Origin of the sequence: Streptomyces albicerus, from assembly GCF_008905045.1 — a bacterium.
Lineage (GTDB): Bacteria > Actinomycetota > Actinomycetes > Streptomycetales > Streptomycetaceae > Streptomyces > Streptomyces albicerus.
The window spans coordinates 1-13210 of the sequence record NZ_VWMY01000010.1; the positions used below are offsets into that span (position 1 = coordinate 1).

At 69.1% G+C, this 13210-nt stretch carries 10 protein-coding genes; 6 read left to right on the forward strand and 4 right to left on the reverse strand.

Going from position 1 to position 13210, the window contains the following annotated elements:
- The first annotated feature begins 167 nt into the window (after positions 1–167).
- Positions 168–1196 (forward strand): endonuclease/exonuclease/phosphatase family protein, encoded by a 1029-nt coding sequence (locus tag GAS53_RS10175; RefSeq protein ID WP_151477159.1) that lies wholly within the window; start codon positions 168–170, stop codon positions 1194–1196.
- 127 nt (positions 1197–1323) lie between these two features.
- On the opposite strand, the gene snpA is transcribed toward GAS53_RS10175, so the two are convergent.
- Positions 1324–1977, reverse strand: a complete 654-nt coding sequence (snpA, locus tag GAS53_RS10180; RefSeq protein WP_404829201.1) for a snapalysin — start codon at positions 1975–1977, stop codon at positions 1324–1326.
- A gap of 228 nt (positions 1978–2205) precedes the next feature.
- On the opposite strand from snpA, the gene GAS53_RS10185 reads away from it, so the two are divergent.
- Positions 2206–3135 carry a LysR family transcriptional regulator gene (locus tag GAS53_RS10185; protein ID WP_151477160.1) on the forward strand — a complete coding sequence of 310 codons (930 nt, stop codon included), beginning with the start codon at positions 2206–2208 and terminating at the stop codon, positions 3133–3135.
- A 118-nt stretch (positions 3136–3253) separates the two neighbouring features.
- Here the strand turns inward: GAS53_RS10185 and GAS53_RS10190 are convergent, their stop codons facing one another.
- Positions 3254–5326, reverse strand: a complete 2073-nt coding sequence (locus tag GAS53_RS10190) for a PhoX family protein (RefSeq protein ID WP_151477161.1) — start codon at positions 5324–5326, stop codon at positions 3254–3256.
- 246 nt (positions 5327–5572) lie between these two features.
- Between GAS53_RS10190 and GAS53_RS10195 the strand changes: the two genes are divergently transcribed.
- The 4 genes from GAS53_RS10195 to GAS53_RS10210 all read left to right on the forward strand — a co-directional run bounded on the left by GAS53_RS10195 (position 5573) and on the right by GAS53_RS10210 (position 10305).
- Entirely contained in the window at positions 5573–6985 is a 1413-nt protein-coding gene (locus tag GAS53_RS10195) for a VWA domain-containing protein (RefSeq protein ID WP_151477162.1), read from the forward strand.
- Between the two features lie 183 nt (positions 6986–7168).
- Positions 7169–8884 carry a methionine--tRNA ligase gene (gene metG, locus GAS53_RS10200; RefSeq protein WP_151477163.1) on the forward strand — a complete coding sequence of 572 codons (1716 nt, stop codon included), beginning with the start codon at positions 7169–7171 and terminating at the stop codon, positions 8882–8884.
- A gap of 26 nt (positions 8885–8910) precedes the next feature.
- A complete protein-coding gene (locus GAS53_RS10205) occupies positions 8911–9504 on the forward strand; it encodes a hypothetical protein (protein WP_151477164.1) in 594 nt (197 codons plus the stop codon).
- Positions 9505–9561: 57 nt separating this feature from the next.
- Positions 9562–10305, forward strand: a complete 744-nt coding sequence (locus tag GAS53_RS10210) for an aminoglycoside 3'-phosphotransferase (RefSeq protein WP_151477165.1) — start codon at positions 9562–9564, stop codon at positions 10303–10305.
- Positions 10306–10410: 105 nt separating this feature from the next.
- On the opposite strand, the gene GAS53_RS10215 is transcribed toward GAS53_RS10210, so the two are convergent.
- The gene (locus GAS53_RS10215) at positions 10411–11124 is read right to left on the reverse strand and encodes a class E sortase (protein ID WP_151477166.1); all 714 of its coding nucleotides are present in this window, start codon (positions 11122–11124) and stop codon (positions 10411–10413) included.
- 219 nt (positions 11125–11343) lie between these two features.
- Entirely contained in the window at positions 11344–12690 is a 1347-nt protein-coding gene (locus tag GAS53_RS10220) for a pectate lyase family protein (protein ID WP_151477167.1), read from the reverse strand.
- Positions 12691–13210: the final 520 nt, after the last annotated feature.

The following is a 13210-nucleotide window of genomic DNA, read 5'->3' on the forward strand; positions in this document are numbered from 1 at the left end:
ACCAACCGACACCCCCACCCACCCCAGGGGCGCGGGGCTGTGACATTTGCGGCTCCGCCGCGTGGGCGCGACCAGCCCCCACCCACCCGCACTCACCCCCCGTCGGCAACCATCCCCCCACGTCCCCCGTCTTTGAGAGAGGATCCAGGAAGACGAAAGGGGCGGACTTGGGCAGTGCGACGGCAGAGACGGATGAGTGGACCGAGGGCGGCGACGACGACGTCCCGGTGTCGCGGCGCGGCGGGACACGGGCCGGCGCGTGGTTCGCGGCGCTACTGCTTCTCGGCGTGAGCGTCGTCGTCGGGTGCCGTATCGCCGACACCGACGGCATCACCCCCGTCCCCCAACTCCTCGCCTTCCTGCCCTGGCTCCTCGCCCCCACCGCCCTCGCCCTCCTCCTCGCCGCCCTCAGCCGCTGGCGTACCGGCCTCGCGTGGGGCGTGGCCGCCCTCGCCGCGATCGCCTGGTTCATCGAGCCGTACGGGAAGACGACAGAACCCGAGGGCACCCCGGTCACCGAACTCCGCGTTCTCACCTCGAACATCGAGTTCGGCCAGGCGACGGACGAACTGATCGAGGAAGTCAGAAAGCAGAGTCCCGACATCGTCTTCGTCCAGGAATGCGAGTACACCTGCGACGACAGGCTGAAACAGGTCTTCGGCAAGGGAACGAAGGACGCATACCCCTACCGGCAGGCGGTCGAAGGCGCGGGCTCGGACGGGTCCGTCATCCTCAGCCGCCATCCCCTGAAACCGACGGCCGGCATCCCGGCCACCATGGGCATGCCCGGCGCCACCGCCGATGTGAAGGGCCACGAGATCCGTCTCCAGCTGGCCCACCCCATGCCCCCGCTCCCGGCCCACGTGAGCACCTGGCGCAAGGAACTCAGCACCCTCCGCGACTACGCCGCGGCGAACGACACCCGCCCCACCATCCTCGCGGGCGACTTCAACGCCTCGCAGGACCACGCGGCCTTCCGCCGCATCCTCGACACCGGCTTCAGGGACAGCGCCCGCCTCACCGGCGACACCCGCACCCCGACCTGGCCCGCCATCACGGCCCCCGCCCTGGGCGCCCAGATCGACCACGTTCTCGTATCCCGGGACCTCTCGGCGAACAGAACCCGTTTCCTGGAACTCGGGAGCACGGACCACCGGGCACTCGTCGTGGATCTGACCCTCCACAAGGTCACGTAGAACCAGGGAGAGCCGGGGACAGCCGGGGACAGCCGGGGACAGCCAGGAACGAAAGGCGACGTGGGCCGACCCTGTGCAGGAGGGGCGGCCCACGTCAGTGGGGGGTGGGTGTTACAGCCGGGAGGACCTAACGGTCCTGGTTCACCTTCGCCAGCGCCTTCGCGAGACCATTGGCCCACAGCTGGTCCACGCGGGCCCGCTCCTGCGCGTCCGGGTTCGGGTTGGTGCAGGACGGCCCGGGCCCGCCGCCCGACATCAGCTCGCTGCACGGCCCTTCGTAGTGGTCGGGCAGGCCGAGCACGTGCCCGGTCTCGTGGGCGGTCACGCGCGTGGAGTCGTACTCCTCGTTCTGCGCGTAGTCGAGGAAGATGTAGCCGCCGCCGTGCCCGTCCGTGGAGGCGTACGAGCCGCGCGGGTCGTTCCCCTCGCGGTACGTGAAGTCGGCGTTGGAGCCGGCCTGGAGCTTCACGTTCGAGACGGAGCTGTTCCAGATCTGCGTGCTGCGGGCTATCTCGGCGCTGAAGGTGGGCGCGGAGGAGGCGTTGTAGACGACGGTGACGGCGGCGGCCTTCGGGTTCGCGGCCCGCTTCTCGGCCACGGACTTCAGCACGGCGTCGAAGAACGCCTGGTTGGCCTTGGCTTCCTCGGCGGAGCCGTTGTAGCCGGCGACGGGAGTGGCCGGAGCGGCCGAGGCCGGGACGGCACCGAGAGCGGCGGCCGTGAGACCGAGCCCGACCGCGGCCGAGAGCATGGGCATGGACAGGCGCATGGAGAAGCGCATCGATGACTCCTTGAGTGGGGGGTGAGTCGTCATCGGTGAGTGTCGGCGCCTGTGCGGCGGCTGTGATGATGGCAACTGGCGATAGGACACGCCTATTACCCGGTCCGCTCCCCCTTCACTTCCCCCTTCACTGCAGACCGTTACCGATCAGTATCCGCCCCAACTCGCCCGCTTCAGTCGGGGTTTGTGCGTCTGGTGCGACCCGTGCGACCGTCCTAGGCTCACCGCATGGAGCTCGAGGTGAGGCACCTCCGCGCGCTGTGCGCCATCGCCGACACCGGCAGCCTGCACCGGGCGGCCCGCCAACTCGGCGTGGCGCAGCCCTCGTTGAGCACCCAGCTCAAACGCATCGAGCATGAGCTCGGCGGCCCGCTCTTCCTCCGCGAACGCACCGGCTGCCGTCCGACCCCGCTCGGCCGTATCGTCCTCGGCCGTGCCCGCCCTCTGGTGGCCGAAATGCACGCCCTGGTCGCGGAGGCGCGGGCGGCCTCCGCCTCCGCGGACGTCGACGGGCCCCAGCTCCGTACCGGCTCCACCGCCAGCCGCGCCCTCGCGGGCTGGCTGCGCCGGTTGCGCGCCCGGCAGCGGGAGCCGCTCCTGCAGATGGATGTCTCCGCGAACGCACTGCTGCGCATGCTCGCCGACGGTCGGCTCGACGTGGCCTTCGTGCACGAGGTGGAGGGCTGCCCGTTGCGCGTCCCGGACGGGCTGCGGGTGCGCGTCCTGATCGAACGCGAGCCGCAGTTCGTCTCACTGCCCGCCGACCATCCGGCCGCCGCGCGCCCGGAGGTCCAGCTGTCCGATCTGGCCGAGGACCGTTGGATGATCGACCCGACGGTCGACGGTGAGTGGGACGCGGTGCATCGCATGCTGCGTGCGGCGGGGCTCAATCCCCGTGTGCTGCACGGGGATTACCACACCGCTGCGTCTCTGGTGGCCACCGGTGAGGTCGTCACGGTGTGCCAGCCGACGTGTCAGCCTCGGCCGGAGATGGCTGTGCGGCGGATTCATGGGGATCCGCTGGGTGTACGGCTGTTGCTTGCGGCGCGTACGGAGGGGGAGTTGGACGGTGTTTATCCGGAGCTGTGGGAGGCGTACGAGGAGGTTGCCTTGCAGGCGCCCGGGTATCGGGAGTGGCTGGAGCGAGTTGGTGTGTGAGGTGCGGGTCGGTGGTGATCTGCGGGCCGGTGGGGGCTGGTCGCGCAGTTCCCCGCGCCCCTGAAAAGCACAGGGGCGCCCCATCTCCGATGGGGCGCCCCATGCCAGTCGGAACTACTCACGCACCGATGTCGCGGCCGTCCTTGCGCCAGACCGCTACTACCGACGGGCGGACCATCTTGCCGGGGCCGTCGGGCCAGGTGCTTGCCGGCTTTTCGACGGTGGCGCCGTCGATCTCGCCGGGGTGCTGGACGGCGACGAGGACGCGGCGCTCCTGGACGATCGGGCCGCAGGTCTCGGCGCCCTTCGGCATGGTCAGGAACTGCTTCAGCTCACCGCGCCGGTCGCCCTTGGTCGCGACGCCGAACAGGCCGTCGTGGAAGCCGAGTTGGGCGCCGTCGGTGGAGATCCACAGGTTGCCGTACCGGTCGAAGGCCACGTTGTCGGGGCAGGAGATCGGGCTGACCTTCTCCTTGGGGAAGCCCGCGAAGTAGGTGGCCGGGTCCTTCGGGTCACCCGCGACGAGGAACAGCGACCAGGCGAAGGACGTGCTCTCCGGACGGTTCCAGCGCTCGGTGAGTTCGAGGACGTGCCCGTGCTTGTTGGCGTTGCGCGGGTTGGCCTCGTCGGCCTTGGCGTTCGTACCGACACCGCGGTTGGAGTTGTTGGTCAGGGCGACGTACACCTTGCCGGTGACCGGATTGGGCTCGATGTCCTCGGGCCGGTCCATCTTGGTGGCGCCGACCTTGTCACCGGCGAGCCGCGTGAAGACGAAGACCTCCTCGGCGGTCATGCCCTCGACGTGCGAGACGGCACCCTTCGCCGTGGCGGTGGCCAGCGGAATCCACGTACCACTGCCGTCGAACTCACCGTCGGCCGGCAGCTTTCCGGTCCCGTCGATCTCGATCGCCGGGGAGTCGCCGGTGAGCTTGGCGACGTACAGCGTGCCCTCGTCGAGGAGCGTCAGGTTGTGCTCGCGGGCGGAGCGGCTGTGGCCGTGGCGCATCTTCTTGCTGCCGACGAACTTGTAGAAATAGTCGAAGCGCTCGTCGTCGCCGGAGTAGACGACCGGACGGCCGTCGTGCGTGAGACGGACGGTGGCGCCCTCGTGCTTGAAACGGCCGAGCGCGGTGCGCTTGCGGGGCGTCGAGGTCGGGTCGTACGGGTCCAGCTCGACGACGTAGCCGAAGCGGTGGACCTCGTTCGGCTCCTGGGCGACGTCGAAGCGCTTGTCGAAACGCTCCCACTTGCGCTCGGAGGCGGCGGTGCCGATGCCGTAGCGCTTGTCCGTCGCCCGGCTGCTGTTGGCGAAGTACTGGTTGAAGTTCTCCTCGCCGTGCAGCGTCGTGCCCCAGGGGGTCTCGCCGCCGGCGCAGTTGTTGAGCGTGCCGAGGACCTTGGTGCCGGTCGGGTCGGCGGAGGTCTTGAGGAGGGCGGACCCGGCGGCCGGCCCGGTGAGCTTGAACTCGGTGGTGGCGGTGACGCGCCGGTTGAGGTGGTGGCGCGGCACGGGGGTGAGCTTGCCGGTCTTCCAGTCCCCCTCCACCACGACGACGGACAGGCCGTGGGCCGCCCAGGCGATCTCGGCCTGCTCGCGGGTGGGGTTGGCGGCGTCGTACCCCTTGAACATCAGGATCTCGTCCGTGTACTCGTGGTTCGCGACGAGTATCTGGCGGCCCCGCTCGCCCGGCAGCGGGAGCAGGCCGAGGTAGTCGCAGTTGTAGCCGAACTGGCCCGCCTGCGCCTTGGCGCTCTGCTTGCCCGGGTCGAAGGCGGGGGCGCCGCGGAGGATGGGTTCGCCCCAGCGGATGACCACGTTCTGGCCGTAGCCCTCGGGGATGGTCACGGCGTCGGCGGTGTTCGGCGCGACGGGCGTGAAGCGGAGGCCGCGGGCGGCCTTGCCGCCGGTGAACGCGGCGGGAGCACTCTCGGCGGCCTGCGCGGCGGCCGGCGTCGCGCCGGTGCCGACGACCGCGCCCCCGGCGGCCGCACTCACGGTCACCACGGCCGCGGCCCGCATCATGGAACGGCGGCTGAGTGCTCCGGCGATGACGTCGCCGACGTATTCGTTGGCGCTGGTGTTGGGCACCTCGTGGAAGCAGGCGTCACCACAGCGGTACCTACAGGTCATCGCGGAACGGCCGCCCGGGTGTGAACCGTTCGAGCCGATCAGAGGCAGCAGGTTGCGCACGTTCCCTCCCCTATGTCTGTGTCGGGCGTGACGCTAGGGGCACGCCCGTTCGGGGGCGCAGCCATGAGGTGAACGGAAGGTGAACCCCGCGTCTACAGGGGGGAGTCAAGGCAAAGGGAAGGTAAGGGATACCTAAGTTGATGACGGGAGCCGACCCTGCCAAAGATCGTCAAATCCTGCGGCTAACCTTACGTGTCCGTCCTGGCCAGGGATTGACGGAACCAACTCATGCGAAGGGTTGCGCACATGGGCATTCTCACCCGCCTGCGGAATGCGTTCGGAAAGTCACGCAAGGGGGACGCTGCCGCCGCCACCCCTGCCGCCGAGCCGAGCGTGCCGGCTGCCCGTCAGGAGACGGCTCCCGAGCCTGTGCCTCCGGCGGCCGAGCCGGAGTCCTCGGTCCCGGCCCCCGCGCCGGCCGAGCCGAAGGTCTCCTCCACCCCGACGCCCCCCACCGAGCCCAAGGCGTCCGTGGTGGACGAGCTGGTTTCAGCGGCGTTCGACAACGTCTCGGTCCCGAAGCAGGGGCCTGCGGCGCCTGAGCCGGAAAAGAAGGCTGAGCCTGCGCCTGCGGCGGCTGAGCCTGCCACCGAGGCGGAGCCTGCCGGGGAGACTGAGCCGAAGGCCGAGCCGGTCGTGGAGACTGAGCCGGAGCCGAAGGCCGAGCCGGAGATCAAAGCTGAGCCTGTGGTGGAGCCGGAGCCGAAGGCCGAGCCAGTCGCCGAGACTGTGGCGGAGAAGGCCGAGGCCGAGCCCGTCGTCGAGGCCGAGCCCGAGCCGGAGCCTGTTGTAGCCGACGTGACCCCGGAGCCGGAGCCCGAGCCGGTCGTCGAGCCGGAGCCCGTCGCCGCCCAGGCGACCGAGCCCGCAGCCGCCGACGGCGATCAGGCCCCACAAGGGCCACCCGCAGTCGACGACGAAGGCGTCACGGGCGGTGCGGGCGGGAAAACAGACGCGGACGAAGGCGAAGCCGAGTCCGCCACCCCCGCTCCCCAGCCCGCCGCGCTCCTGACCCGCATCAAGTCAAACGCCCCCGGCCTCCTCACCGCCTACAAGGCCGCCACCACCACCCTCGAAAAGCACAACCTCACCGGCACCCGAGCCAAGGTCTACCTCGTCCTCGACCGCTCCGCCTCCATGCGCCCGTACTACAAGGACGGCTCCGCGCAGGCCCTCGGCGAGCAGACCCTCGCCCTCGCCGCCCACCTCGACCCCCAGGCAACCGTCCACGTCGTCTTCTTCTCCACCGAACTGGACGGCACCGGCGAACTCACCCTCACCGACCACGAGAACAAGATCGACGAACTCCACGCCGGCCTCGGCCGCATGGGCCGTACGAGCTACCACGCGGCCGTACAGGAAGTGATCACCCACCACGAGAAGTCGGACGCCCCCACGTCCCCCGCCCTCGTGATCTTCCAGACGGACGGCGCCCCGGACGCGAAGACCCCCGCCACCCAGTCCCTGACGGACGCGGCGAAGAACCACCCCACCGTCTTCTTCTCCTTCGTCGCGTTCGGCGAGCACGACAACAAGGCCTTCGACTACCTCCGCAAACTGAAGACGGACAACACCGCCTTCTTCCACGCGGGCCCGACCCCGCGCGAGCTCACGGACACCGAGGTCTACGAGGGCGTACTGGCGAACTGGCGCCCGTAATCCCCGTACTCCCTGGAATCCCCGTAAGGAACCACCGGGCGGCCGCCCCCTTCTCACCCCATAAAAGGAGAAGCGGGCGGCCCACCCATGTCGGCTACGATTTCAAGGTTCGTAGACGGTCGAAGCACAAAGCACAACAACAACGAACCGTCACCCCGCGTAACGACTTGGGAGCAGCCCCCGATGGCTCGACACCTCATCACCAGCGCCCTTCCGTATATCAACGGGATCAAGCACCTGGGCAACATGGTGGGGTCCATGCTCCCGGCGGACGTGTACTCCCGGTACCTCCGCCAGCGCGGCCACGACGTCCTCTACATCTGCGCGACGGACGAGCACGGCACGCCGGCCGAGCTGGCGGCAAAGGAGCAGGGCCTCCCGGTCGACGAGTTCTGCGCCCAGGCACACGACGCGCAGAAGGCGGTCTACGACGGCTTCGAGCTGGCCTTCGACTACTTCGGCCGCAGCTCCAGCCCGCAGAACCGCGAGATCACACAGGAGATCGCCCGCGAGCTGAAGGCGAACGGCTTCATCGAGGAGCGGGCGATCCGCCAGGTGTACTCGAACGCCGACGGCCGCTTCCTCCCGGACCGCTACATCATCGGCACGTGCCCGCACTGCGGCTACGACAAGGCCCGCGGCGACCAGTGCGAGAACTGCACGCGCGTCCTCGACCCGACCGACCTGATCGAACCGCGCTCGGCGATCAGCGGCAGCAGTGACCTGGAGATCCGCGAGACGAAGCACCTCTTCCTCCTCCAGTCGGCCCTCGCCGGCGAGGTCGAGTCCTGGGTCGACGAGCGCGCCGACAACTGGCCGGTGCTGGCCTCCTCCATCGCCCGCAAGTGGCTGACGGAGGGCCTGCACGACCGCGCGATCACCCGCGACCTGGACTGGGGCGTCCCGGTTCCCGCCGACACGTGGCCGGAGCTGGCCGCCGACGGCAAGGTCTTCTACGTCTGGTTCGACGCCCCGATCGAGTACATCGGCTCGACGAAGGAGTGGGCGGACCAGGACCCGGAGAACCGCGACTGGCGCTCCTGGTGGTGGGAGTCGGAGACGGACGTCCACTACACGCAGTTCATGGGCAAGGACAATGTGCCCTTCCACAGCGTGATGTTCCCGGCGACCCTGCTGGGCACCCGCGCGCCGTGGAAGAAGGTCGACGTCATCAAGGCCTTCAACTGGCTGAACTACTACGGTGGCAAGTTCTCCACCTCGCAGCAGCGCGGCGTCTTCACGCACGACGCGCTGGAGATCCTGCCCGCCGACTTCTGGCGCTACTTCATGATGGCGAACGCCCCCGAGTCCGACGACTCCTCCTTCACCTGGGAGCACTTCACCGCCACGGTGAACAAGGACCTGGCGGACACCCTCGGCAACTTCGTCAACCGCGTCCTGTCGTTCTCCCGCAAGCGCTTCGGCGACGACGTCCCGGCGGGCGGCGAGCCCGGCGAGGCGGAGGCCAAGCTGGGCGAGGAGATCGCCCGCCTCCTCGCGGAGTACGAGGAGCAGATGGAGGCCATCCAGTTCCGCAAGGCGGCCTCCGCGCTGCGTGCCCTGTGGTCGGCCGGCAACTCCTACCTGGAGGAGAAGGCCCCCTGGCTGGAGATCAAGACCAACCCCGAGGGCGCGGCCCTGACCCTCCGCACGGCGATGAACCTGATCCACCTCTACTCGGTGGTCTCGGAACCCTTCATCCCGGCATCGGCGAGGTCCATGCGCTCGGCGTTCTCCCTGACCGACGACACGGCCCAGTGGGTCACGCAGGACGAGGCCCGCACCCTGGCCTCCGTTCCGGCGGGCACCCCCTTCACCGTCCCGCCGGTCCTCTTCGCCAAGATCACGGACGAGGACCTGGAGACGTACAAGGACCGCTTCGGCGGTGCACCGGAGTAACAGCCACCCATATCCGGAAGGGGCCGATGGACTCGCCGAGACGGGCTTCGGACTCGCTGAGACGGGCTTTCCTGAAATTCGACCGGCGTCACGGCGGGTCCGAGCCCCCGCCCCGGGTGCAGGTGTTCATCGCCCGCCATCCCGTGGGCTCGGGAGTGGTGTTCGGCGTTCTCCAGGGTCTGCTGTTCCTCTGGGCGCTGTCCGGCTTCGACGACCCGGAACGCCTGCTCCAGGGGGTGCTGCTGGGTCTGGGCTCGGGGCTGCTGTGCTGGCTCTTCTGTCGCTTCGAACGCCGACGCCAGGCGCACTACGAGCGGACGGGAGGGTTCCGTCCGGCTCCTCCCAAGCCTCCGCTGCAGGCTCCCCCGCCCGTGTGGTTGCAGGGCATGGCGTTGTGGATCGGCCAATGGGCAGCCTTCACGGTGCTCCTGCGGCTGTACATGTGGCTGAATGACGAATCGAGCGGCTGGCCGGAGAGCGCGGTCCTCGCCGGGATCGCCGTCATGGCGATCTGGACCATCCACCTGGTCAAGGACCGCAGGCACAGCCGTCGGTCGGGCCCGGCCGACCGGGCAGCAGACCGAAGTGACCTTCCCGGCCGAAGCGACCTTCCCGGCTGAGAGCACGCACCGGAAATCCATTCGCTCGCGGCGCCGCGCAGCGGTGACCATGCGGTCATGGAATATTCCGGACCGCCACGTTCTGACGTGCGGGTACCCGCGTCGATCACTGCCATCGCCGGGGATCGGCCGCTCGTGCCCGTATGGCAGAACGCGTTGGGCGGCCTGACCTTCCGGATCGGCGACGGAGACGGCCGGCTGTTCGCCAAGTGGGCTCCGGCCGGCTCCGACCAGGACCTGGACGCCGAGGCGGCGCGCCTGCGCTGGGCCGCCCGCTTCACCGCGGTGCCTCGTGTACGGGACTCCGGAGCCGACGAGGAGGGAACCTGGCTCGTCACTCACGGGCTTCCCGGCGAGAGTGCCGTCAGCCCGCGGTGGAAGGCGGATCCCCGTACGGCGGTTCGTGCGCTGGGAGAAGGACTGCGGACCCTGCACGAGCGGCTGCCCGTGGCCGACTGCTCCTTCAGCTGGTCGGTGGATCACCGCCTGGAGCGTGCCCGGCAAGCAGCCGTCGAAGTACCTGCCGACCTGCCCCCGCCCCCACCGATCGACCGCCTGGTCGTGTGCCACGGCGACCCCTGCGCACCCAACACGCTGCTGCACGACGACGGCTCCTGGTCCGCTCATGTGGACATGGGCGCCCTCGGCGTAGCCGACCGATGGGCCGACCTGGCCGTCGCCACTTGGAACACCGAGTGCAACTACGGCCCGGGCTGGGAGGACACCCTCCTCGACGCCTACGGCATCGCTCCCGACCCGTACCGGACCGACTTCTACCGACGCCTCTGGAACGCCACTTGAGCATCCCGCTCATGCCCAGCGAGGTGGATTCGTCCGGAAGCCCGCGGTGACCACGCCTCTCCTGCGCAGCCGACTTCTCCTACGCAGCCGACCTCAGCACGCCGATCACGCAGCCGACTTCAGCACGCCGATCTTCTCGATGCGGTGTTCGGGGTTGCCTCTGTCGTCGCGCCAGTAGTTTCCGGCAGCGTTGTCCTCGGGTGTCGCGCAGGTGGAGAGGGTGATCATGGCTTGGGCGGGCCGCCGCTCCGGGAAGCCCGGGACCGCCGCCCGCTGTTCGGCGAGCGAGCGCTCGGAGCGGAAGGAGGTCCTTCTGGTGTCGGTGATCTCGTACTCGTAGACCGTGCCGCCCGACGTGACGATGACCGAGTCGCCCTCGTCGAGAGCCGGGAGCTCGCGCAGAGGGCCGCCGGCGGAGAGGCGATGGGCCGTGACCAGGTAGTTGCCGACCTCACCGGGGCCGACACCGCCACGACTGCCGTACGGACTGGCGGCGACACCGCGGTTCTGTATCCGTGTGCCCGGCCAGTCGTCGGTCGTCCCCTCGTAAGGGACGACGCGCAGATCCTTGAGACCGATGTCCGGGATGCTGAGCGAAGCGGCGCGGGCCCGGGTGCTGGTGCTGGTGCTGGTCTTTGGAGGAGCCGGCTTCGCAGAAGGCGTGGCGGGGGCCGTCGTGGCGGGCGCAGTCGTGGCCGAGGGGGTGTCCCGTGAGGGCTTGGCGGAGGTGGTCGCCGACTCGGTCGCGGTGGAGCAGCCAAGAAGCACGACGATGACCGCGCCCGTGAGCGCGGCGGGAAACGCTGGGGAACGGGACATGGCACTCGGAATCGGCAGCCGGGATTCGCGTCGCGCCACCATGCGTGCAGGGTGACCGACTCAAGACTAAAAATTGAGATTCAAGACTCAAAGGGGAGAACGACGAGAGCGGACCAGGCGTTCCCTCCCTTCAGCCACGGGACTTCATCCACCGTGACGAGCGGGGCCCGGGATTCGGCATCCCGGGCCCCGCTCCTCGCTCAACGCTTCAGGGCAAGGTCAGGAAAGAACCCCGGCGCCCGTCGTCTTCAGCAGGTCCGCCGACAGGCTCTTCGCGGAGGTCTGGAGGCCCGCGGTCAGCGTCGGCTTCCAGTTCACCGTCGTCTTCAGCTTCTTGGAGTTCGCCGAGTTGTACGCGGCGACGAGGTCCGTGGCCTTGCCGTTGACGAGGTTGCCGGTGCCGGCCACCGAGCCCGTGCCGTCACCGCTCAGCAGCTTGGCGACCTTGGCGCCGGACGGAAGGGTCCAGGAGTTGTGCTCGGCGACGACCTGGGCCTTGGCGCGGGAGTCGAGGCTGTACTTGGGGGCGTACCCGTTGAGGGTCGTCGTGTCGTAGTGGTTGTTGTAGAGGTGGATCTGGCCGATGCGGGCCAGCGGGGCGCGCTGGGTGATGCCCTTCCACACGTTGTGGTGGATGGAGACCCGCAGCTTGCCGACGCTGTCGGTGTCGCTGCTGCCGATCAGCATCGTCTTGTCGTGGTTGGTGAACTGGTTTCGCTCCACGGTCACCAGGTCCGAGCCGTTGGTGATGTCGAGGGCGCCGTCGTGGATCTGGTACTTGCGGCCGAAGTACGTCTTCTCGGCCTTGTCGAAGAACGGCGCGTCGCTGAACGTGTTGTGGTCCGCCCACACATGAGTCGCCCCGCGCAGCGTGACCGAGTCGTAGTTGGAGTTCCACTCCCCGGAGGAACCGTCGGTCGGGTCCCACTGCGGGAAGCAGTCCTCGGTGGCGGTGAGGGCGAGGTTGCGGATGATGACGTTGTCCACGTTCTGCACCTGCAGACTGCCGCCCTTGATCCCGGCGTAGGTGCCCGGCACGCCCACGATGGTCGTGTTGGCCGGCACCTTGAAGACGATGTTCTTCTTCTGCTTGGCCTCGGCGGCCTCGCGCGCCTTCTCCTGCGTACCCGACGGCAGCTTCGACCTGCCGTACGTCGCCGGGTCGTACGCCTTGAGGTAGGCGGCCAGCGAGTAACCGGTGCCGGAGGCGTAGTCGGCGCAGGTCAGCTTCTTGCCCGCGTCGCTCGTGTTGGCGTCGATCGTGCCCTTGATCTTGATGATCTTCGGTGTGGAGTTGGTGGCCGAGCCGAGCGCCTTCACCAGCTGGGCGCGGGTGGAGACGGTGAAGGTGTGCGCGGAGTCGGCCTTCGAACCACCGGTCGTACCGGAACCGGAGGCCGCCCAGCCGTCCTTGGCGGGCAGGGCCTGGTGAGCCAGGTCGACGGGAGTCGCGTTCGCGTTCATCACGAAGATGCCGGCGCCGAGTCCCGCGGCCGCCACGGCAGCGGCGGAGACCAGGACGGTGCGCCGCTTGCGGAGGGACCGGCGATGGGAGGGGGATGCCACGGATGAGTCCTTACGTGGTTCTTGTGGGGCTCGTGCGTTGTGTGGAGCACCGGTGAACGGGGCTTCCGACTCATCTGTGGTCGCGGGGATGCGAAAGGTTGCCACGTCGTTTCGGTCAACTCGCTGGCTGGAAACGGCCGTTGGAGGGATTGGAGGAATGGGAGGGGTTGGCGACAGGCAGGGCTGAGCCGGGTCGCCCCAGACCGAGCCGAGCCGAGCTGACCCGGGCCAAGCCGAGCCGGTTCGCCGCGCGCGCCGCCGAGGTCAGGAAGTCCGTGCGCGCGCGGCGAGCCTGTATGCGTCAGGAGCCCTGTTCGCCCATCGGCACGCGGTTCGGGGTGACCGATGCGGTCAGGCCGCCCTTGTGCCTGGTGGACGCCGCAGCCGCCGGAACCGGTGTGGTCAGTTCCCCGCCTGCGGCACAGTCCACGACCGCGACCACAATGCCGAACAGAACGTGAAGAGGGCCGCCGGACTGGCGGCGTCGGCCTGCGGAGCGCCGGTAAGACCAGAACCCGTT

Bases quoted from the DNA above. Each gene is read 5' to 3' on its own strand.
- snpA (WP_404829201.1), bottom strand. From the start codon at position 1,977: ATGCGCTTCTCCATGCGCCTGTCCATGCCCATGCTCTCGGCCGCGGTC.
- GAS53_RS10185 (WP_151477160.1), top strand. From the start codon at position 2,206: ATGGAGCTCGAGGTGAGGCACCTCCGCGCGCTGTGCGCCATCGCCGAC.
- GAS53_RS10195 (WP_151477162.1), top strand. From the start codon at position 5,573: ATGGGCATTCTCACCCGCCTGCGGAATGCGTTCGGAAAGTCACGCAAG.
- metG (WP_151477163.1), top strand. From the start codon at position 7,169: ATGGCTCGACACCTCATCACCAGCGCCCTTCCGTATATCAACGGGATC.
- GAS53_RS10205 (WP_151477164.1), top strand. From the start codon at position 8,911: ATGGACTCGCCGAGACGGGCTTCGGACTCGCTGAGACGGGCTTTCCTG.
- GAS53_RS10210 (WP_151477165.1), top strand. From the start codon at position 9,562: ATGGAATATTCCGGACCGCCACGTTCTGACGTGCGGGTACCCGCGTCG.
- GAS53_RS10215 (WP_151477166.1), bottom strand. From the start codon at position 11,124: ATGTCCCGTTCCCCAGCGTTTCCCGCCGCGCTCACGGGCGCGGTCATC.